Annotated in this window: 21 protein-coding genes and 1 tRNA gene; 12 read left to right on the forward strand and 10 right to left on the reverse strand. The window is 40.7% G+C overall.

What is annotated here, in order from left to right; all coding sequences use genetic code 11:
- Positions 1–30: 30 nt before the first annotated feature.
- The 3 genes from G3T18_RS20860 (at position 31) to G3T18_RS20870 (ending at position 1,462) form a co-directional block, all read left to right on the forward strand.
- A tRNA-Lys gene (locus G3T18_RS20860) sits at positions 31–103 on the forward strand.
- 120 nt (positions 104–223) lie between these two features.
- A complete protein-coding gene (locus G3T18_RS20865; protein ID WP_224412522.1) occupies positions 224–1,207 on the forward strand; it encodes a GNAT family N-acetyltransferase in 984 nt (327 codons plus the stop codon).
- A gap of 54 nt (positions 1,208–1,261) precedes the next feature.
- Positions 1,262–1,462, forward strand: a complete 201-nt coding sequence (locus tag G3T18_RS20870) for a hypothetical protein (protein WP_224412523.1) — start codon at positions 1,262–1,264, stop codon at positions 1,460–1,462.
- Positions 1,463–1,826: 364 nt separating this feature from the next.
- Here the strand turns inward: G3T18_RS20870 and G3T18_RS20875 are convergent, their stop codons facing one another.
- On the reverse strand, positions 1,827–2,012 hold the full coding sequence (locus G3T18_RS20875; protein ID WP_224412524.1) for a hypothetical protein: 186 nt from the start codon (positions 2,010–2,012) through the stop codon (positions 1,827–1,829).
- A 355-nt stretch (positions 2,013–2,367) separates the two neighbouring features.
- The gene (locus tag G3T18_RS20880) at positions 2,368–3,666 is read right to left on the reverse strand and encodes a phospholipase D-like domain-containing protein (protein WP_224412525.1); all 1,299 of its coding nucleotides are present in this window, start codon (positions 3,664–3,666) and stop codon (positions 2,368–2,370) included.
- Positions 3,667–3,749: 83 nt separating this feature from the next.
- On the opposite strand from G3T18_RS20880, the gene G3T18_RS20885 reads away from it, so the two are divergent.
- From G3T18_RS20885 to uvsE, 7 genes are all read left to right on the forward strand, one after another.
- Positions 3,750–4,844: an ABC transporter ATP-binding protein gene (locus G3T18_RS20885; protein WP_224412541.1), complete on the forward strand. Its 1,095-nt coding sequence runs from the start codon at positions 3,750–3,752 to the stop codon at positions 4,842–4,844.
- Positions 4,845–4,874: 30 nt separating this feature from the next.
- Complete coding sequence (locus G3T18_RS20890; RefSeq protein WP_224412526.1) at positions 4,875–5,486, forward strand: hypothetical protein; 612 nt, start codon at positions 4,875–4,877, stop codon at positions 5,484–5,486.
- 33 nt (positions 5,487–5,519) lie between these two features.
- Positions 5,520–7,301 carry a protein kinase domain-containing protein gene (locus tag G3T18_RS20895; RefSeq protein ID WP_224412527.1) on the forward strand — a complete coding sequence of 594 codons (1,782 nt, stop codon included), beginning with the start codon at positions 5,520–5,522 and terminating at the stop codon, positions 7,299–7,301.
- A gap of 43 nt (positions 7,302–7,344) precedes the next feature.
- Positions 7,345–7,920 (forward strand): Uma2 family endonuclease, encoded by a 576-nt coding sequence (locus tag G3T18_RS20900; RefSeq protein ID WP_224412528.1) that lies wholly within the window; start codon positions 7,345–7,347, stop codon positions 7,918–7,920.
- 105 nt (positions 7,921–8,025) lie between these two features.
- Positions 8,026–8,208 carry a PCP reductase family protein gene (locus tag G3T18_RS20905; protein WP_224412529.1) on the forward strand — a complete coding sequence of 61 codons (183 nt, stop codon included), beginning with the start codon at positions 8,026–8,028 and terminating at the stop codon, positions 8,206–8,208.
- Between the two features lie 36 nt (positions 8,209–8,244).
- The gene (locus tag G3T18_RS25630; protein ID WP_263480518.1) at positions 8,245–8,370 is read left to right on the forward strand and encodes a hypothetical protein; all 126 of its coding nucleotides are present in this window, start codon (positions 8,245–8,247) and stop codon (positions 8,368–8,370) included.
- Positions 8,367–9,314, forward strand: coding sequence for a UV DNA damage repair endonuclease UvsE (uvsE, locus tag G3T18_RS20910; RefSeq protein WP_224412530.1), 948 nt, complete (start codon positions 8,367–8,369; stop codon positions 9,312–9,314). Before G3T18_RS25630 ends, uvsE begins: the two co-directional genes overlap by 4 nt.
- Here the strand turns inward: uvsE and rfaE2 are convergent.
- Together rfaE2 and G3T18_RS20920 are read right to left on the reverse strand one after the other, a co-directional pair.
- On the reverse strand, positions 9,307–9,843 hold the full coding sequence (rfaE2, locus tag G3T18_RS20915; protein ID WP_224412531.1) for a D-glycero-beta-D-manno-heptose 1-phosphate adenylyltransferase: 537 nt from the start codon (positions 9,841–9,843) through the stop codon (positions 9,307–9,309). The two genes, uvsE and rfaE2, sit on opposite strands and share 8 nt — an antisense overlap.
- A gap of 122 nt (positions 9,844–9,965) precedes the next feature.
- Positions 9,966–10,424 (reverse strand): hypothetical protein, encoded by a 459-nt coding sequence (locus G3T18_RS20920; protein ID WP_224412532.1) that lies wholly within the window; start codon positions 10,422–10,424, stop codon positions 9,966–9,968.
- Positions 10,425–10,484: 60 nt separating this feature from the next.
- On the opposite strand from G3T18_RS20920, the gene G3T18_RS20925 reads away from it, so the two are divergent.
- Together G3T18_RS20925 and G3T18_RS20930 are read left to right on the forward strand one after the other, a co-directional pair.
- Complete coding sequence (locus G3T18_RS20925; RefSeq protein ID WP_224412533.1) at positions 10,485–11,003, forward strand: outer membrane protein assembly factor BamD; 519 nt, start codon at positions 10,485–10,487, stop codon at positions 11,001–11,003.
- 81 nt (positions 11,004–11,084) lie between these two features.
- On the forward strand, positions 11,085–11,861 hold the full coding sequence (locus G3T18_RS20930) for a DUF3153 domain-containing protein (RefSeq protein ID WP_224412534.1): 777 nt from the start codon (positions 11,085–11,087) through the stop codon (positions 11,859–11,861).
- Positions 11,862–11,901: 40 nt separating this feature from the next.
- Here G3T18_RS20930 and G3T18_RS20935 read toward each other — a convergent pair whose 3' ends face one another.
- The 6 genes from G3T18_RS20935 to G3T18_RS20960 form a co-directional block, all read right to left on the reverse strand.
- The gene (locus G3T18_RS20935; RefSeq protein ID WP_224412535.1) at positions 11,902–12,390 is read right to left on the reverse strand and encodes a hypothetical protein; all 489 of its coding nucleotides are present in this window, start codon (positions 12,388–12,390) and stop codon (positions 11,902–11,904) included.
- 425 nt (positions 12,391–12,815) lie between these two features.
- Positions 12,816–13,907 (reverse strand): phosphate ABC transporter substrate-binding protein PstS, encoded by a 1,092-nt coding sequence (pstS, locus tag G3T18_RS20940; RefSeq protein WP_224412536.1) that lies wholly within the window; start codon positions 13,905–13,907, stop codon positions 12,816–12,818.
- Positions 13,908–14,633: 726 nt separating this feature from the next.
- Positions 14,634–16,496 (reverse strand): iron uptake porin, encoded by a 1,863-nt coding sequence (locus tag G3T18_RS20945; protein WP_224412537.1) that lies wholly within the window; start codon positions 16,494–16,496, stop codon positions 14,634–14,636.
- Positions 16,497–16,964: 468 nt separating this feature from the next.
- A complete protein-coding gene (locus tag G3T18_RS20950) occupies positions 16,965–19,220 on the reverse strand; it encodes a PhoX family protein (protein ID WP_224412538.1) in 2,256 nt (751 codons plus the stop codon).
- Between the two features lie 345 nt (positions 19,221–19,565).
- Complete coding sequence (gene phoU, locus G3T18_RS20955) at positions 19,566–20,228, reverse strand: phosphate signaling complex protein PhoU (RefSeq protein ID WP_224412539.1); 663 nt, start codon at positions 20,226–20,228, stop codon at positions 19,566–19,568.
- Between the two features lie 57 nt (positions 20,229–20,285).
- On the reverse strand, positions 20,286–21,602 hold the full coding sequence (locus tag G3T18_RS20960; RefSeq protein ID WP_224412540.1) for a sensor histidine kinase: 1,317 nt from the start codon (positions 21,600–21,602) through the stop codon (positions 20,286–20,288).
- Between the last annotated feature and the right edge of the window lie 62 nt (positions 21,603–21,664).

Below are 21,664 nucleotides of genomic sequence, written 5' to 3' on the forward strand. Positions count from 1 at the left end.
GCAGTTATCTATTAATGTTACTTGAAGTTTGGGTCGCTGGCAGAGTGGTTGATGCAATCGGCTTTTAACCGATTTTAGGTAGGTTCGATTCCTACGCGACCCTTTTTTTGCTAGCAATACGCGGCTTATTTCAGTTTATCCCCCGATGGGATGAAACTTTTGTAGGAAGCGATACTTTCTGGCAAATTATATTCTAAGAAAGGATATTTCTTTGGTACTTTTTATGCTAACTATAACAAAACGCTTTTATCAGGATGAATCTGATTTAGCAAAGATAGTCGAGTTAATTAATGATTGTGAGGCTGTCGATTGTCTTGATGAAGGTACATCTATTTCTGAGTTAAGGCGAATGTTGCAAAATCCAATTTTGGATTTGTCTCGCGATGTTTGTCTTTGGGAAGATAGCGATGGTAAGTTAGTTGCTTTTGCTGATGTTTGGTTGAAAAAAACTGCGGAATTTCTAGAGAGTACTTTGGGGTTTTCAATCCATCCCACAGCGCGGAATTGCAATTTGGAAAAAGAAATTGTTGCTTGGGCGCAAAGGCGATCGCGTGAGGTGGCAAGTAAGGATAAACTATCTGTAAAGTTGCGTACTAGCGCGCGTGCGAAAGATAAGAGCCGCGTTAGTTTTCTAGATAGTTGTGGTTTTCAGGTGGAACGTTATTTCTATCGGATGCAGCGATCGCTACTCGAACCAATCCCAGAACCTCAGTTTCCCTCTGGTTACATTGTACGTCATCCTAACCATCACCAGGAGATGGTTGCTTGGATAGAAATGTTCAATAATTCTTTTATCGATCATTGGAATTACCAACCGCTTACTATCGAGGAGTTTGAATACGAAATTAGCGATCCTGATTATCGTAACGATCTTGATTTTGTAGCAATTTCACCAGATGGTACTTTTGTTGCTTTTTCCTATTGTTCCATTAATTCCGCAGAAAATCAACGCAAAAATTGTCGTGAAGGTTGGATTCAATGTTTGGGGACAATTCGCGGTTTTCGCAAGCAAGGTTTAGCGACAGCAATGTTATTAACTGGGATGCGAAGTTTGCAAGCTGCTGGTATGGATACAGCGCTTTTAGTTGTGGATACAGAAAATCCTTCTGGTGCGCTCCGTCTTTACGAATCTGTGGGTTTTGCTCCTGTTTATAAGAGGATTTTTTACGTTCAGGAGGTACAAGTTTGCCAGCAAAATTCGCTCTGAAAAGTTGTTTGAAATCTTAATTTTTGTTTTTTGTGCAATCTGCTTACTAAAATTATGTTGTTACTTTATCTAAAATTTTTCGATCGGGAAAGTTCTTCTTCTGTCCCAGTTGATAAATCTTTTCCGACTAATTCTGAGCCAAGTTTAACTGAATTAGAAACACAAATTTCGATGAAGGAGGTGCAAAAAAAACTTACTGACAAAAATCAACAAACACGACAAAATTATACTTGGGAAAGACGTTTTCTCCTGTAAGATTTGGTAAGCTGTTCGTTATTTAAAACTTATTGTTAGTCAAAAAAACGATCGTTCATGCGACTGCTTTAGGCTCAAAATAAGCCTCGAGCGCTACTCATAGCTAATTTAAATACGTGACAGCTTAGTCTTTTTCAAGTAAATAAAACTAGAAGCAAACTCGCTCTTTGGCACAAACTCATTAATTCCTATCTACAAAACAAAAACTTCCTAACCTATTTATCAATTTTTATTATAGTTTAGTCCGCAAGGGCTAACTTTTTTTGTCAACTATCTTGTTTTTTCAAATTATGTTTATTTAATAAAAATTAGCTGGTAGAGACATTGCCAACAACGCCTCTACACCAACATTTTCTGAGGATTTTTATTCTTCTTGCAAACCTTCCTCTTCCTCTAATTCTTCACCTTCACCACCTAAACCTTCTTCTTGTTCGATACCTTCCCCTTCAGGAGTAATTTCCTCTTCTGCACCACCACCACAAGCACCGACAAAAAGTAGCAATAGTAGTGAAGCAAACAACCCTAAAAATCTCGATGAAAATTTAACCATATTTCTTTTTTATCCTCATGGAAGTTTCAGTTGAGAAATGGTTAAAATAGTAAATCTCAAAGCGTTTTAGCACCAATCGGGATGATTTCTAGTTGTTCTAAATTCTGCTAGAGAGAATAACTGCGAAAATTAAACATCAGTAATTTTGAGCTATTGTCACTTAGCCAACAGAATCTATTCAACTTAGATTCAGTTAAATTGCAGATAGTAAAACGCTTCAGGGCTTACTATTTAACCAATAGACATTATTGTTCTGCAACCAGAGAGTATTTGTAATCTCTCTGTGGGTATAGTATTTGTAGCAGTAGGAGATTTGCAGTTAAAATTAGGTTAACGATCGCTAATCTCGTATCAATTAAAGTTGCCATTGGAAGAAACTTACCAAACGTCCGATTATCCGGTGTTTCCAAAAAGAACGGTTGCGCCATTCTGACAAGCTAACCTGCTTACTTTTGCTAAAAGCTTCGGCAAAAACTTGCTCGATATTATGCAATAATTTTGGTTCGGCGGTAGAAATATCGAGTTCGTCATTGTGGAAAAAGCTACGTGGATCGCAATTAGCGCTACCTGTCCTTACCCATTGGTCATCAATTAATAACATTTTCGCATGAATCATGCTTGGTTGATATTCATAAATTTCGACTCCACCCTTCAGTAAATCGCCGTATTCTTCGTAAGAAGCATAATAAACAAATTTTTTGTCACAGCGATCGCTAGTTGTTAAGATCCTGACATCTGCTCCTAATTTTTTCGCACTAATTAAAAGCTTGCGGGTATTTTTGTCTGGTAAAAAGTAAGGACTAGCTAGCCAAACTCGGCTTCTGGCACAAATGATACTATTTTGAATTAAAGCTTTAATTGGCGAAGCGCGATAAGTGGGGTTTGTTCCGGGTGTAACTAGAATTAAAGGATTATCGGCGGGATAATCTTTAATCACCTCTTTACCTAAATTAGCGACTCCACCACTATAAGTCCAATGCTGCATAAAAATGCCTTCTAAAACGCCGACAATTTCGCCTTCTAAACGCATTTCCACATCTAGCCAGGGTGCAGTGTCGCCAAACTTATCTACGCCATCCCAGAAGTCAGAAATTCCTGCACCACCAATTAAGACAAATTTACTATCAATAATTAATAATTTCCGGTGAGTACGTCCGGCGTAATTTGCAGGTGCTCGCCAGTTAAACTTATTAAAAAAGCAAACTTGTACGCCCGCAGCTTCTAAACGTTTCCAGTAACGTTTTGGTAATTTTTTTGTCCCATAGCTGTCTACCACTAATTTAACTTTAACTCCAGCAGCAGCGCGTTCGGCGATCGCGGCAGCAAAGTCGTTAGCGCGTTTACCTGGAGTCATGAAAAATGTTTCAAAGTGGATTGTCTTTTCGGCGCTAGAGATTGCGTCTAATCTCGCTTGCTGTATTCTATCTGGTTCGTGCCAAAAATCGGTTGCAAAGCCGGAACTAGATAATGAGTTAGTGATGCTAGCTAAAGCAATGGGAAAGCGTCTGTCTCGCGGTGAGGGTGCATTTTGAACTTCGTACTTGACGGGCTGACGAAAAGCGCCGCGAATATACAGACTGATTAAGATAATTATGGCTAGTCCAAGGATAATCCAGAAAAGCCACTGTAGGATTGTAAGCAATGCTGACATCATAGAAGCTTTTCTGCTCGAGTGTGATTAAAATCGAGCGCTAGAGAATGTCCTTATCTTACCGAGTTTTGCGGCAAAAATTACTTATGGCTAAGGTTCGTTTGGAAGCAGTTACGCGCAGGTTTGAAAATGTTACCGCGATTGAAGATATTACTTTTGAAGTCCCTGATGGCGAGTTTTGGGTGTTAGTCGGTCCGTCGGGTTGCGGGAAGTCAACGATTATGCGGACGATCGCTGGTTTGGAGTCGGTGAGTTCGGGTAAGATTTATCTTGACGATATTTTGGTTAACGAAATTCCGGCTAGACAGCGCGATGTGGCGATGGTGTTTCAAAATTATGCTTTGTATCCGCACATGACAGTGGCTGAAAATTTGGCTTTTGGCTTGCAAATGCGGAAGATAGATAAAGAGACGATCGCTCAACGTATCGAAATTGTCGCGCGATCGCTGGATATTGCCCATCTCCTCAATCGTAAACCAAAACAACTTTCTGGGGGACAACAACAACGGGTAGCATTAGGTAGGGCGATCGCGCGACAACCGAAGGTGTTTTTACTCGACGAACCTCTTTCTAATCTGGACGCGCAACTCCGTGATGATACGCGGGCAGAGTTAAAAAGATTACACGCTCAGGTCGGTATTACTACTATCTACGTTACTCACGATCAAGTGGAAGCTATGACCCTTGGCGATCGCTTAGTCGTTCTCGAACGCGGTCGCATTCAACAAGTTGGTCGTCCTCAAGATGTTTATGCTTATCCCGCAAACTTGATGGTGGCTACGTTTTTAGGTAGTCCGCCCATGAATATTTTGCCTGTATCTTGCATAAATGACAAATTTATGGTAAAAGACAATATCCTCCCTATTCCGGAGCAGATGTATAAAAAAATACAACCTAGTGCAGGAGAAGGCTTTAACTTGGGTATTCGTCCGGAAAATATTTGGGCGAGATCCTCCGAATCAGGAGAAAATCTAGGTAAACTGTCAATAGAGGTAGAACTTGTCGAGCCGCTAGGGCGCGAAACCTTAGTTAGAGGCAAATTGCCTAATTCTGAGGTAAGAGTTAATTTTATTGCTCCTGCATCATGGCAGGAAAGCCCAGGTTCTCATGTAGCTATTCAACTCGATCTTGACAAGCTATTCGTCTTCGATCCAAGTAGCGGCAAGACAGTCTATCCTTAAAGGTAGAAAAAAGTCCAGACCGCAGTTACTATGACGAAGGTCTATACTACCCAAGAATTAATCCAAATCTTAGCAGCAGAACGCCAAGCTTGTCTGAAAGGAAAGCGCCTCGATCTCTCTGCTATTGTTGATGATGGCTTTCCCCTGATTGAAAGTTTTTTCAACACAGATGGTATCCAAAAATACAGCGCTTATCAAGGTTTTAAGGCAGTAATTCATCAATATCAACTAGAAAACCAAGTCTCAGGAATTGTTTGGCATCAGATAACTCTCAAAGGCAACACTTTGCGTTATCCCCAAGTAGACTATCAATTAATGGCGCTTCCTAGCGATTTGGAAATCATTAAAGCTGCTCGGAATGATCTTGTCAATTTTTGGCAAGAAGTTACTGCTGATATGGATTTATATTTAAGTATAAATCATGGTAAAAACTATCAGAAAATTGACGCAAGTGAAATCGCCGGAATTGTCCAACGTACCGAATGGGCGACATTAATGAAATGGGAAAAATCCGATTTTCTCGAAATACTTTTACAACTGGGTTGGGGCAAACCAGAAGAAGCTTTTCATTGGCGGGGTTGGCCTCATTCTGGGAGTGAAGATATTCACGCTGTCAAGCCAGGAAATCAGCCTATTTGTTAGGATTAAAATGTCTAATTTAAAATAATTAATTTTATGCTCAAAACAACACTGCGAGGACGCTATGCAATAATTAAACAACTAGGAAGTGGTGGTTTTGGTGAAACTTATCTGGCTGAAGATCGCGACTTTCCAGGAAACCCTCGCTGTGTTGTCAAACGACTGCAACCACAATCAAGCGATCCGGCGTTGTTAAAAGTCGCGAAACGTTTATTTAATACCGAAGCAATTGTTTTAGCTAAATTAGGTAAACATCCTCAAATTCCTCAATTACTAGCGCATTTTCAGGAAAACCAAGAGTTTTATTTAGTGCAAGAATTTCTCGAAGGAGAAGATTTAGGTAAGGAATTTGCTTCGGGAAAACGTTGGGATGAAGGGCGCGCGATCGCGTTTTTAACCCATACTTTACCTATCCTTGATTTTATCCATCAAGAAAATGTTATTCACCGCGATATTAAGCCGGAAAATATTATTAGACAGGCGGCTGATGGCAAATTATTTTTAATTGATTTTGGCGCAGTTAAGGAAATTACTACTTTAGCAGTTAACCAACAAGGACAAACTAATTTTACAATTGCAATTGGTACTTCTGGCTATATGCCTAACGAACAACAAGGCGGAAAACCTAGGTTTAATAGCGATCTTTATGCTTTGGGAATGGTAGCCATTCAAGGATTAACTCAAGTACATCCGAAAAGTTTACCAGAAAATCCGCAAACAGGTGATGTAGTTTGGCGCAATCATGTCCAAGTTAGCGATAATTTAGCGGCAATTTTAACGAGAATGGTGCGATCGCATTTCTCTTATCGTTACCAAACGGCGGCTGAGGTACTTGCCGATTTGCAGCATTTCCCTAATACTACTGCGCCACTAGTACCAAATTCTACCACGGGAGCCAGATCTACTGCGCCTACAGTTCCACTACCAACTCCTAATCAAACCCAATCTCGCTCAAAGCCGCGAAATCAGCTAAAATTAACGCCAATCTTACTTATTCTTTTTATAGCTGGCGCAGGCTACACTATTTCTCAGTTATTTTCTCGTCCCGAAGTCAGCGAGATTCCCCAACCGACAACTTCTCCTTCAATTCCTTTCCCAGTACCAGAAAACGATTCTAACCCGACACCAGTACCAGAAAACGATTCTAACCCCATACCAGTACCAGAAAACGATTCTAACCCCATACCAGTACCAGAAAACGATTCTAACCCCATACCAGTACCAGAAAACGATTCTAGCCCCAGATCGGAAAGCGATCGCGCTACCGAATTTTATCAACAAGGGGAGAGTTACCGCAAAGGCGATCGTCATCGAGACGCGATCGCCGCTTACGATCGCGCGATCGAAATTAATCCTAATTACGCCGAAGCTTGGGCAGGAAAATGCTATTCTCATAACACATTAACTCGATTTAGTCAAGCCTTAGAAGCTTGTAATGAAGCTTTAGAAATTAACCCAGAAAACGCCCAAGCTTGGACAAGCCAAGCCTTTACCTTTAACGCCACCAGACAATATAATCAAGCAATTGTTGCCGCCAATCGAGCCATTCGTTACCAAGCAAATAACGCCCAAGCTTATGTTAATCGAGGCGTCGCCCAAAGAAGATTAGAACGCTACGAAGACGCTTTAGAATCTTACAATCGAGCCATTGAGATCGAGCCAAACTACGCAGAAGCATGGCATAATCGCGGCTACGTTTTAGAAGAATTAAAGCGCTACGAAGAAGCCCTTAATTCCTACGAAAAAGCAGTAGAACTAGAGCCAAATTTGCAACAAGCAATCGAAAATCGTAACTATTTGCGTAGAATTCTTCAATAAACAAATTTTAGCTAAATTTTAAATAAAATCGCTCTGTTTTCCTATGAATAATATTGCTTTAACTATCCCGGAAAATGTTCAACTTACTGACGAACAATTTTATCAAATCTGCCAAGCAAACCGCTATTTCAAATTAGAACGCAGCGCCAAGGGAGAACTAATTATTATGCCCCCGACTGGAGGAAATACTAGCAGAAAAAACTCCAATATTCTCCTGGAATTAGGACTCTGGAATCGTCAAAACCAACTGGGGATTGTTTTTGACTCTTCCGGTGGTTTTACACTTCCCAATGGTGCAAATCGTTCTCCTGATGCAGCTTGGATACCTCTTACTAAATGGAACAGTTTAACTGCTGAAGAACAAGAAAAATTCTTACCTTTATCTCCCGATTTTGTTATCGAATTACGTTCTCCCAATGACAGCTTGATAAGCTTACAAGAAAAAATGCAAGAATATCTAGATAATGGTACTCGCTTAGGGTGGCTAATTAATCGACAAAATAGACAAATTGAAATTTATCGTCAGGGAAAAGAAAAAGAAATATTAACCAATCCGAGTAGCATCTCTGGAGAAGAAGTTTTACCTGGATTTGTGCTTAATCTAGATTTGATTTGGTGACGATTAAGAAAAAGTAAATATTCTTTGACTAGAATTAACAAATAAGCAACTCCGCAGTAAGATGAGATAAAAGCGATCGCCAAAGTACAAAACTTTGATATAACTATGCGAGACTACTTAAACGAAAACCTACGCTGGACACCAGAAGCCAAAGCAAAACTCAAAAGCATACCATTTTTCGTGCGTTCCCAAGCCCGTCAACGTATCGAACAAATTGCTCGCGCAGCCAACCTAGACGTAGTAACAGTAGAAATAGTAGAAAAAGCCCGTGTGGAATACGGACAATAATTACTTACTTCTTCATCTTGTCCTCATTTAGCTTTTATGCTAAACACTCCTTTGCGTCTACTCGAAACGAGAACAGCTTTGCCGAATGCGCCTTTAACAGAAAAAATCTTCAACTTTTTGCTGATGAACTTGCTGCTGAAAAACGATATCATACAACCATGAGCAATAACAATCAGCAAAAAAAATTCCAATCACAACCCCATCTCGGATTAGTCTGTATCACAGCTTCCAAACAAGTCCGTTATCGAACAATTACCCGCAAGCGACTGCTACAAATGACCCCAAAAGAACAAGCAGAACGTTTGCTGGGGCTGTATAGAGAAAATTTAGAAAGATTGAATCTAGCGATCGATTTTTGTCTGGCTAATTCGATTAATTTATATCGCATGACTTCGGGATTATTTCCCTTCGCAGATACAGAAATAGGTGCAGAAGTGTTGAATCAATTTGCAGATAAATTGCAAGTAACAGGATCTCGCGCTACAGAAAATAATCTGCGTTTAGTATTACATCCAGATCAATTTGTAGTCTTAAGTTCAGACCGCCAGCAAGTAATCGAAAATAGTATTAAAATTCTGACTATGCACGCTCGAATTATGGATTTATTGGGACAGCCGAGAAGTCCTTGGGCGTTACTAAATATTCACGGTGGTAAAAGCGATCGCGCGGAGAAATTAATCGAAACTATTCGTTCTTTACCCGATCCTATTCGCTTACGATTAACGTTAGAAAATGACGAATATGCTTACAGTTCTGAGGATATTTTAGCAGTTTGTCGGCAAGCAGGAATACCGATGGTATTTGATGCCCACCATCATGTAATTAACCAAAAATTAGACAGTTATGAACATGAAAGTGTCGGGGAAATGTTAGCCGCAGCCCAAACAACTTGGACGAATCGCGAACATCAATTAGTACATATTTCTAATGGTAAAGAATCCTTTGGAGATCCGCGCCATAGCGATCTAATTACTAATATGCCCAGTAGCTATCGAGATGTACCTTGGATTGAAGTGGAAGCCAAGTTAAAAGAAGAAGCAATCTTTAAATTGCGCCAAGAATGGCTACCGAAATTATCAATCAAGAGTTGGTTACAGTTTAACTAGACGATTCTAAATTACGAATTTTTTCAATAATTTTCGTAGTAGAATTAGAGCCAACAAAAGGTAAAATTTTAATGATACCGCCTAATTCTTCTACTACAGGCGTTTCGGGTAAGGTTTCTCGCGTGTAGTCGCCGCCTTTAACATAGATATCAGGACAAACAATTTTGAGCAATTCACTCGGTGTAGATTCCTCAAAGGGAACCACATAATCTACACTGGCTAAAGCAGCGAGAACTTGCAGGCGATCGCATAAACTATTTATAGGACGTTGAAATCCTTTCAACTGCTTGATGCTGGGATCAGAATTTACTCCCACAATTAAAATATCTCCCAAACCTTTAGCTTGAGCCAGATAAATGACATGACCGGGGTGTAAAATATCAAAACAGCCATTGGTAAAGACAATTTGCTGTCCGAGTTGGCGATGTTGTTGTACAATTTGGGTTAAGGTTGAGCGATCGCTAACTAGCTTTTTACTCTCTGGATAAGATTCCCGCAACTCTGATAAATTATTAGTATTGGACGACATTGTTAGAGTAATTTAGTAACCACATAACTTGACTAAGATATCATAAAGAATCATAACTATGTAGAGACATTACACGCAACCTCTCTACATAGCATCTGTAGCTTAAGCAAAATTAATTACTACTAATAACCGACTTGAATTCTTACGCCGCGAGGATAACCATAATTAATTCTTCTCTGATGAGTCGGATAGCGACGATAATTATTAGTAGGATTAACAATTACCGGATTAACTAAAACTGAATCCGAAATGTCTGAATTAATCACCGTCGGATTAACCAAAGTAGAATTGCGAATTCTACCTCTATTTATATTCTGTGAGGGAAGCACACCTCGATAGCGCGGTTCAAAAATAGTGGGAACACCAGTCAAAGGATTAACTGGTACAGGAGTTGGAATCGGGCTACCATAAATATAACTGGTAGATGGTTGCCGTACTGGACGGCGAATATAAGTCTCGCGACGAAGAATAATTTCTCTGGCTTCTATAGCTGGGGCAGCCAAACCAAGTAAACTAATTCCGAGAGTAACCGAAGCCAAGCCAAAACGCAATTGAGGGAGCGATCGCATAATCTTAAACATAATCAATCCAGGAAAGCTAAAATTTTAGAGTCTAGTTAAAACGACGTAAAAAACAGCAAAGTGGTTTCAGATACGAAAGAACAATTTCAAAGCGAGTATCAGGCGGGAAAAATAGCTTTCGAGGGAGGTAATTACCGCCAAAGCGTGCAACACTTAGAAGTAGCAGATAAATTGATTAATCCTCAATCTCGGCTGGGGGGAGAAGCGCGAATGTGGCTAATTACAGCTTATCAAGCGGCGGGAAAAGAATCAGACGCGATCGCGCTAGCGCAAAAACTCTGTACCCATCCTCATGCAGAAATTCGCAAACAAGCCAAACATCTCCTCTACATTATTAAAGCACCTCAACTAAAAAGACCCCCAGAATGGATGACGGAAATTCCCGATTTGGGTAGCGTCTCCGAAAGCGATCGCCAACAAAAACGCGGTAGTGGCGTGAATAAGCTTAAGTCTACCTCAAAACCAACCCAGTCAGAAACTCTAGATTTATCTCAAGTCAACACTAAAGATAATAAATTTATCTGGATTGCCTTATTAGCTGCTTTACTTACTCTCGGCGGTTTATTCTGGTTTAGTTAGTGGTTTGTAGTCGCACTGAAGCGTCACCCCCTAACCCTTCCAAAAGTATCTAACCTAAAATTCTCGCTCAACGAGGTAAAAATGCAATCCCAGACTAAAAAAAATCCTCTTTTGTTTATCTTACCCCTAGTCTTGTGTTTAGTAACTTTGCTTACAGGTTGCGTTAACTATGACTTAGGAGTTAACTTTAATGGTTCCCATCAAGGGACAATTACCCAGCGAATTAAACTAGGAGAACAACTCACCAGTTTCAGCCTCGCTGATTCACAACAATGGTTAAATAGTGTAGAACAACGAGCGCAGCAACTTGGCGGCAAAGCCAGGCAACTTTCCCAACAAGAAGTTGTGGTTTCAATTCCTTTTAATAATGTTGAAGAACTAGAAACTAAATTTAACGACTTCTTCAACCCTGAAAATAACCAAAAATACAATTCTGCCCGCACCAAAGCATTAGATTTAGTTAAACTTAATGCTGTAATGCAAGCCAATTCTAATAATCTTCTTCTCTTTCAGCGTAACCATTTGCGCTTGACTATTGACTTACGCGCCCTTGGCGTTATTGCCGAAAAAGGTAACGTTGTTATTAGTCCAGATACACTGGTAGAAATTGACTTTCGCCTCCGTTCTTCGGGGAAAATACGCACAATTTCAACCGCAAATAACGGTATTGTCCCTGAAGTAACGCGACAAGGAAATGAATTAGTTTGGCAACTGCAACCAGGTCAAATTAATTACATTGAAGCTGTCTTTTGGTTGCCCGATTATCTCGGTCTTGGTACGGTTGCGATTATGCTTTTAATCTTGTTTGGTTTTCGCATTAAATACAAACATTTTCCTTGGCAAACTGCACCAGTTTAATTAAACTTGGGGTGCGTTTACTCTGCACCCCAAAAAAATATTAAGCAGTAATTGGAAAGCACTTTTTTTCCTCTAAAAAGCAAATTGGGCTAGTAGCCCAGCTCCTAAAATCTGGTGCCAATTGACGCATTTTTTGCAAAATTTCATCATTAACCCACAAAATTAAAGGAAAAGAAAACTCTTTACTAAATTCATTTCGCATCAAATTTGTTGCTATTAATAGCTCGTCAATAGCAATTACTGATTCTAAACCAAAAACCATCAATGCTGGTGGTTGCTGAGATTTTAAAGCAGTTTGAATTGTTGTAAATAAAGTTTTTACTGAAGGATGCAGCGTAAGTTGTTCGATCGGAAAAGCCGACATTTGCTGCAATCGTTTAACTATTTGTCCGCGACGAGAATGGCGATCGCATTTTGCTAAAATTAGCGAAAACTCGCCTTGAGATAGCTTAATGGCTCGATTTAAGCTGCGAAGTGGTTTTTGATTAATTTCTGTTTTATCTGGTGAATTATATAAGTAGTCGATCATTTTAAGGCTCCAAGCATATATCCTTATTTTCCGTGATTTTTTCGCTCTAGGGGATTAAATTTGTCAATCTTATGTATATTCTTCCATTTAAGCAAGTGGTATTTTTGCAGGTATCTATCCCAAGTCTTTATCTCTGTATTTACTACAATAGTAAGTTTGATTGAAAAGTAAGAAAAATTAAAAAAGGTATTATTAGCGAATCAATACACAAATTTTTGTCCCTATTCCGTAATTGTGGTAATTACTTAAAGATTAATTAAGGAAATGACCGTAAAATTAGCTAAATTGTCTCTCCGGTATGTTAAGAATTGATAACTTTTGGCACAGGAAATAACCACAAACAAACAAGCCCCACCCAAGAGAGGGAGGGGCTTGCTGAAGAAGGGGTGAGGAGATCTGATTTAAGCGATCGCGATCTCAGTCTTTTAGGATGCGTTAATTCGATCGATCGCTTCTTGAACTTTCTGTACTACATTTTCCGGGAGAGGAACGTATCCCAACTCCTCAGCATAGGTTTGCCCTTCGTTTAAACCAAATTCGAGAACATCCTTGAGGGCTTGTACTTTTGTCGGATCGTCGTAGTTCTGATAAGCGAGAATCCAAGTATAAGTAACGATGGGATAAGAGTTCTCTCCCTCTGGATCGGTAATAAAAGCACGAAAGTTTTCTGGTAATTCTACTGCCGAAAGTGTATTAGCCGCAGTTTCCGGAGAAGGTTCGATGAAATTACCGGAAGCGTTTTCCAGCTTAGCAACTTTCAATTCTTCTTGCTGTTTCGCATATCCGTACTCTACATAACCAACTGCACCTTCAGTTTGCAGAACTTGCGCGGTAACACCTTCGTTTCCTTTCGCACCAATCCCCGTGGGCCACTCTACAGTTTTACCAGAACCAACTTGTTCTTCCCATTCTGGGCTAATATCACTTAAGTGTTTGGTGAATACTCCTGTAGTACCGCTACCGTCGGAACGATAGACAACGGTGATTGCTTGATCTGGTAACTCAGCATCGGGGTTTGCTTCTTGGATTGCGGGATCGTTCCAGTTAGTAATATTTCCGAGGAGAATATCAACGTAAACTTCCCGTGGTAAATTCAGTTGTTCGACACCGTCAAGGTTGTACGCCATCACAATACTACCTGCGGTCATCGGCAGGAGCAGCACACCTCTTTCTACTTGAGCGATTTCTTCGTCCGACATTGCTACATCGCTAGCACCGAAATCAACGGTTCCTTGGATAAACTGTTCGACACCAGCACCGCTACCAACTGACTGATAAGAAACTTGAATGTTGGGATGTTGTTGATTGTACTCAGAAAACCAACGTTGATAAAGAGGGGCGGGAAAGCTAGCACCAGCACCAGTTAGGGAAACGTCTTCACTAACTACTGTATCTTCTCCTCCACCTGTGGCTGCTGTATCTTCTCCAGTTTCACCACCACAGGAAGCAATACCGAGAGTTAACGCTAGCAAGGGCGCAAGTAAGAGTTGTTTTTGGGAACGTTTTACAGAAAACATCTTTAATCCTTTCAATGTCTATTTAGCTTTTGTACAGACGAGTAGTAGGTTATAGGGGTATCTTTTTTGCCAAAATTAATTACTTTTGTGCTTAAGTTTGGCAAATTACTAGCTACTAGATACCCGATATTTATTTTCGTAGCTAGCTAAGAGTCTGTAGCATACCAAAAGTGGTATTTAACAGAATATTCTTGCTGTTTGAGCTTTAATTTGTTAGCTGGAAAACAGCGATGGCTGCGCCGACCTTGCGGTACGCTCTTGTTGGTCAGCAAAAAATTATTCTCTGTTATTTTACAGTGAATTTCTAATTTTTTACCAAAAGTTTACCTTCGTTACTATAGAATGATTTTTTATCAAGAATTTGCTTTTTTATAGTAAGCTCTTACTACGCTATTTCTTAAAGTTTATGAAAAGGTTAAAAATAAGTAAATTTCAAGTTAATAAAAAACTTTGCTACTAGAGAATCTTGTTATCAGAAATTAAATATTATTTTAAGTCATCTAGGTTGACGTCATCCTGATTTAGGTTATCCTCCGCGAAGCGTTTATTCCCTGAGATGAAATGCTATTTTACGTCATCCTTCGTTAAGCGAATGATGACATTTGGTAAGGATCTCGCTACTTCAATTTTGGCTGAGGATAACATTTTTCAACCCGAACTATTTGAGAAAAAAGCTTGGGTTTAGTGGTTAAAACCCAAGCTAATCAAATCCAATGTAGCGTTAAATTAGAACTTAAAGGTAGTACGGACAACTCCGACGTAAATAGTGTCATTATTGTCGTTGTGATTGGGATTGAAGATCACGTAAGCACCTGGCGTCACCAGAATATTGTCAGTGACTTTAAAGCGATACTGAGCTTCGAGTAAGTACGAGGTATCGGGATCGTCAATAGCGCCATCTACATCAGTGGCTTTTGGTGGCATACCAAAAATAACACCCAAGACGTTACCTTCGCGACCCAGATCCGGGAAAGCTAAGTTAACTGCCCAAGTCCAAAGTTCGGCATCGTCGCCTTCGCGAAGTCCAGATTCAGCTTCAGCATCGATGTAGCCTACCCAACCTCCAAGGCTAATACGGCTACCGAGGCGCAAGTTAGCTTCCACACCATAGCGATTAGCTGAGGTAGCAGCACCGTCAAAAGGATCTTTGGCGAGTGGACTACCAGTGCTACCAGAGAGGTTAACATCTTCTCCCGGATAGAAAGAATGACCGTAGATCAAACCGATGTCAAAAGTATCGCCCAACCCCAAAGTTAAACGTGCCAGAGCAGTGTAGTCGCCATCGAAAAGTCCGTCTTTTTCCGCAGGGCTGTCGCCATCACCTGTAAAATAACCAACGTCAAGACCTAGGGAGTCGCTAAATTTAATGTTTAAAATTGCGGCTTGCTCGCCACCGATACGATAGGCGAGGGGATTGAAGCGACCAAAGCGACTTAACGCTCCAGAACCGCTACTTTCAAAGTAGGGGTTGATTGGTTCAATAGCATCGTTTCCATCACCACCTGCGGCAGCAATTAAGAAAGAGATGTTGTCGCTTAACGGGGTGCTGTAAAATACCCGGTCGATTATAACATCGTTGCCACTACTTTCTTCAAAGCCCAAACGAGCCATTTCTGTACCAGTAGGCTCTCTGAAGTTAGTAAAGTTCCCTGCGGCTAAACGAACGCGCAGGCGATCGCGTCCGGTGAAACTACTGTCCAAAGTCAGACGAACGCGATCGTTCAAGACAATGTTGTCATCAACATCTGGTGGATCTGTTTGTCCAGGAATATTTTGATCGAAAAAGGCTTTGTCTTCGCCAAAAGCACCTGCCAAGCTGATGATTACTTCCCCACTTAACTTGGTTGTAGTCGAAAACTGATTATCTTCGAGGAAAGCTACACGGGCTTCGAGGTCGTCTACTCTAGTTCCTAGAGTTGCTAATTCAGCTTCAAATTCTTGAATCAGTCGTCGCAGTACGAGCAAGTCTTCTTCGTCAATCGGAGGAGGAGTTACAACTCCACCATTACTTTCGCGAATTCTGGCAGCCAATACCTCTAAACAAGCATTCAAACCTGCGGCAAATTCGTAGCGAGTCAAGGCGCGATTACCGCGATAGGTTCCATCGGGATAACCTTGGATACAGCCGTAGTTGTTAACTAAGTTCCGCAGTGCTTCGTAAGCCCAATCGCTAGGAGAAACATCGCGTAACTGATTGACGTTGGTAATTTGTTCGAGGGAACTAGCATCACCTTCGTTGCTGTAGTTATTGATTTGCTGAAGCAGTTCGCGGTTATTCTCAGTATTTGCCGTTCCTGGTACGGGAGTTACTTGAGCTAGTTCGGTTGTTTCTACTGTGCTTGCTTCCAGGGAAATTGTTTCTAAATTCAGGCTGGGGCTAGCTTCTAAACCAACTAGATCGTTTTCTGGCTGGGTGGTTGCTGTGAGAGCAAAATCGCTAGTTTCTGTGACTTCACTAGCTGCGATCGCGGCTTCACTCAAGTTTGACGAGGTAGTTTTTTGTGCTGCTAGTGTATTACTAGTAAACAACAAAGAAGCACCTAGAACTACAGGAGTCGCTTTTAGTAAATGCCATCTTAGTTTTGACATTGTTTTCTTCCTCACACCTAAAATTATTTACGGGAAAACTTGTTTAACTTTACTAAAAACTGTCAGTTTATATTCCTGCTAAAAGATATCATTTCTTTGTCCCAGTTCTCAAGGTTTATTGAAATTTCTTATCTAGATGTTGGGGGATGGTTATGTTCCTTCAGGTAGATGAGTTTAGGAGAGAGTTTTTGCCGATTTTACTGCCGAGGATGACAAATAAAAAACTGTCCTAAGACTACTTGTTATCAATTATGTGTTAGTTAATGTTATTTCCTAAATAAATTTTCAGCTTTGTTGGTTGGAAGTTAGAGCTTTTCTCACGATTGTCAAGCTAAATTCATCATCCTCCTCAGTTTTTACTCTTCTTTCCCACTAGGGAAGGTCTTAAAAATCAGGTCGTTTGTTATCTAGATTACAGCGATCGCTATGCCGTCCTCGTCCTTACTCTAGGCGGTGAGATTTTTGAATTTAGGCTATTTCAGTTATTGCTTTGCCATCAACGCGCCGAATAGCAACTACTGCGGGAAGGGGTGGATCGTTTGCCCCTCTTCGAGGCCAGTTGGAACCAAGAGGTATAATTCGTTCTTGAATGAATTCGTCGCCATCAGTGGTTTTCAGGGCGAATTTTCTGGTTTCTGAGGCTTGGTTTTGACGCATTCCGTTGTTTTCTCCTGGATGTTGGACGGCGAGAAAGAGAGTTTTGCCATCGCGTGTAAAAAATGGTCCGGTGGTTTCGCATTCCATCGGTCCGATCGCGAAGGGATAAGCATTACCCGCATTGTCACCAGAGGTGGGAATAAACCAAATCGAGTTATTACCAAAAATGCCTTGAATGTCACTTTGATTCAAAGCTGTTCCGTCTTCGCTAAGACGAGTGGGAACGGCTTGGTTATGTTTGGAGGTAGAAATATCTGTCACCATCCAAACATTACCGTTCGAGTCAATTTCCAGGTTGTCGGGGTTAGCAAAACCTGCGCCCCCAGCCGCAGGTTCGCCTCCCATTGCTAAGGATGACCAACGAAAAGTCATCGCGGCGGGATCGTTATTGTCTTCTTCGAGGCGAAAAATCCAGCCAAATTCCCAAGGTGTTTCTCCTTTGGGACCTTGAAAGATTTCTTTGTCGGGGCTACCGTCGCTTCCAGGAGTTCCGGAAGTAAAGGCGATGTATAAACTACCGTCGGGGGCGATGTCGGTGTCTTCGGGACGGGCGGTACAAGTGACACCAGCAGCGTTAGCGGCGTTGTGGGCATCGATTAAGATTGCGCCTTGTTTTTCGAGGTCGTTACCCAGGTAAAGATCGCCTAATGTGGCAAATTTTTCGGCAAAGGAAATTGCTTCTTCGTCGCTAGTTACGACTACAGTTCCTCCGGTATTGCGATCGCTATTGGGTAAGGTAACTAAACCTTTGCCTTCTTTGGCGATCGTTTGCGAGGGTAGTACGGGATTTACTGGCGTAGTCATGGTTAAAGGTATCCATTTTCCCGTACCATCGGGATTAAATTTAGCACCGTAGAGCATTCCTTTTTCCAGTAAGCGAGAATTTGACTTGGCTTGAATGTCGCCGATGGTTTCTTCTGAGACAAACTTATAAACATGACCGCCTCGGCGATCGCATCCTGAATATATTGCTAATTTTTTCTCTACTTCTGCTTTGATTCCTACAGCTTCATGACGAAATCTGCCTAACCAAGTATGTTTTGTCCCATAATCGTTCGGATTGGCGGGATCGACTTCTACCATCCAACCATATTTATTTCCTGCTAACCCAAATACATTTCCGCTTCCGTTTAATCCGTCATCGTTAATGCTAAACGGTCTGCTACTGGGGTCAAAAGCTGAACCATCTGCCATCACTTCCTCTGGGACTTGATCCTGAAAATTTTCTTCGGCACTAAATACGGTTCCCCAAGGTGTCGTTCCTCCGGAACAATTCTGGAATGAACCGACAATCTTGTCTCCCAAGCGATCGTCATAGCCAATTTTATCCTGTTTTGTAAACACTGCTACAGCAGGACCAGTGGATTTAAGGTAATTGTCATCTTCTAAGCCAGAGATTCCCGTAATTCGGCGATCGCGATCGGAATTGGTTCTTTCCCAGCTACCTTCAGCATTTTGACGTAGGGAAATAATCCCCAGACCTAGATCGGTTAAACTTTCTTTAGCTATTGCTTGAATCTGCGCTTTTAAAGGGTCATTATCGGACAAACTAAAAGCATTTATGTTTCCTTTTTGCTTCGCAGCCGCAGCGATAACTTCTGTAAAAGGAAGAGACTTCCCGATTACTTGCGGGTAAGTTTCCATCCAAACGCTGCCGCTAATATATTCAAAATTTACTGTTAAAAAACCTTCATTCTCAGCAGTTTCTACAAAAGACAAATAATCGTTATTATAGCCAAAGCGAGAATTTCCTAATGGTTCGCCCCAAGCCGCGATAATCTGATATTCGTAACCTGGAGGTAGAACTAAATCATCTATGACTTCATACTGCTGCAAAAGTTCAATTTGTTTAGCTTTAGCTAATTTTTCTACTTCTAATGGTACGGGATATTTAATCGGATCGAAATTAACAAAATTTATTTGCTCCGATCCCGATGCGCTAATCGTATTATCATCTAAAGCTGGAGAATAAGAGTTTCTCTTTTGACAAGAAGAAAGGGAATTGAGGGCAACAGTTCCAACGCTAGCCCCGAAAAATAAAAGAAAACTTCGACGTTTAATCGCCATATCAAACTTAGTTTATTTTTAGAGTTTTAAATATTCCACTAATTTTTTTTGAGTAACGCTTTTGAGATCCGAGCGATTGAATTTTCAATTTATCGCGTTATTGTTGAGAATTAGGAGCGGTTATTTTTGCTTTGGTGCAGCTTTTTTTAGGTAATAAATTTTCTTGTCTCGGCAACAAAAAAGACAACAACATTTTGGTTATTTTTAACAGACACCTCCAAAAACTTAACAATAGCCAAACGATAGGATAACATAGGTTATCGTATCTGACTAACTTTATGAATTAATGAAAATTAGGTAATCTCCAGGTTAAGCAAGAGAAAAATTACCGATTTTGAAAGCTTTTTAATTTCGATGTCCGGTAACAATATAAGATACTCGTTGACCGATATTAGTAGCATGGTCAGCCATTCTTTCCAAATGACGAATTACTAGCGCCATCAGAATAATTGGTTCAACGACACCTGGAACATTACGCAAACGCGCCAGAGTATGATAGAGATGGTCGTAAGCGCTATCTACTGTATCATCAAGTTCCTTAATTGTACGTCCAGCGCTATCATCAAGATCGGCTAAAGCAACCAAACTGGTAGCCACCATTGCTTGAGTATAATTAGACATTTGTTCAATTTCTGACATACACTCATGAGGTGGATAAGGAAATAATTTAATGGCAAACTCAGCTAGATCTTCAGCATAATCGCCGATACGTTCCAAATCACGCACTAATTGCATAAAAGCACTTAACAAACGTAAATCTTGGGCTACAGGTCCTTGACGAGTCATCAGACTAGCACAATCAAGTTCGATTTCGTGATAGTAACGGTCAATTTGCTCATCGAGTAAATTAATTTCCTTAGCGACTTCCAGGTTACGTTCAAACAAAGCTTGGTGGCTGAGTCGAAAAGACTTTTCTACCAAAGCGCCCATCCGCAGCACATCTTGTTCGAGACGAATCAGCGATCGCCGAAAGTGAGTTAGTTCAGGATTGTTTTTTTGGGTAAACAAGGTTAAAAAAGTTTACATTCAATAAAAAAATATGCTCTATTTTGATTACTAGCTTAATCACTCTTCCAGGCTTATGGGTAGTTCTATCTGTAACCACGCACCTTGAGTTGTCGGGTGATTTTTGGCTTGGATCGAGCCCCCATGAGCGATAATTATCTGTTGAGCAATTGATAGTCCTAAACCGCTACCACCACGCCAGGAATTTCCCCTTTTCGATTCAGATTCAGGTAAAGGTCGCTTGCGGCTTTTGTCTCCTCGGTAAAGTCGGTCAAAAACATAAGGTAAATCCGACTCCTGAAAACCGTTACCTGTATCAATGATATTAATTTCTACCCGTTGAGTGTCTAAGAGCTTGGTTTCTACCTGAATTTTAGTTTGAGGGGGGCTATGTTTGATCCCATTATCCAAAAGATTGAGAAAGACTTGCGTCAAGCGCGTTCGATCTGCTTCGAGATGAATAGTTTGGCTACCAGTATAAGCAAGAGTTAATTGTTTTTGTTTAGCGATCGGTTCTAAAGTTTGCCAAACCGAGAAAATTAGTTCCCGTAAGTCAATTAATTGATAGTTAAGATATTGAGCGGGATTTTCGCTTAATTGGGAAATATCTAACCAATTTTGAATTAAATCGATTAAACGATTAACTTCTGCTTGCATTCGCATCACCCAACGTTGTTCGATTCCTTCGAGACGATTTTCTAAAGCTTCTGCAACCAGACGAATAGAAGTTAAAGGAGTTCTCAATTCGTGAGTGAGATCGGAAAAAGCGCGATCGCGCGCTTCTTGGAGTTGAACTATCGATTGTTGATTTTCCAGGAAAACACCTACTTGTCCTTGGGGTAAAGGTAAGCTAGAAGCTTTTAATGGTAGGGATTTCTGCAAGGTACAATAACTATTTTTAGCTTCTGTGGTTTCTTCATCAGGTAGATTCGTGCTATAGAAAACCCATTCTTGCATTTGAGGTTGCTGAGATTGGCGAGTTTGCTCGATTAGTCGATCTAATTCATAAGAACGAACTAACTCTAATAGTAAACGCACTTGCTGTCCTGGTTGCCAGCGATCGACATTTAATAGCTGTCGCGCTTGTTGATTGCACTTGATTAGGTGATTCTCTTCATCCACCTGCAAATAGCCGACAGGAGAAACTTCTAAGAGATTTTCGTCAATCTGTATTTGCGCTTCTAATTCTTGACGGTGCTGGTAAGCGCGAGAGATTTCTCGACGCAGACGAGAGAGAGTTGACAAAGAAGCAACTTCAGCCGCACCATCTGCTAGTGTATTCAACATTCGCTGTAACTGACGATTAAGCTGTCGCTGGCGGATAAAGCAAATAACAATTCCGACAGTCAACCCCAAAATAAATGCAAGCAAAGTCATGGATTTAAAGTCATCGATCGGACTTAGGCAATTGCTATCAGCTTATCGCGCTTGTCTTCGAC

The organism is Oscillatoria salina IIICB1 (assembly GCF_020144665.1).
Lineage (GTDB): Bacteria > Cyanobacteriota > Cyanobacteriia > Cyanobacteriales > SIO1D9 > IIICB1.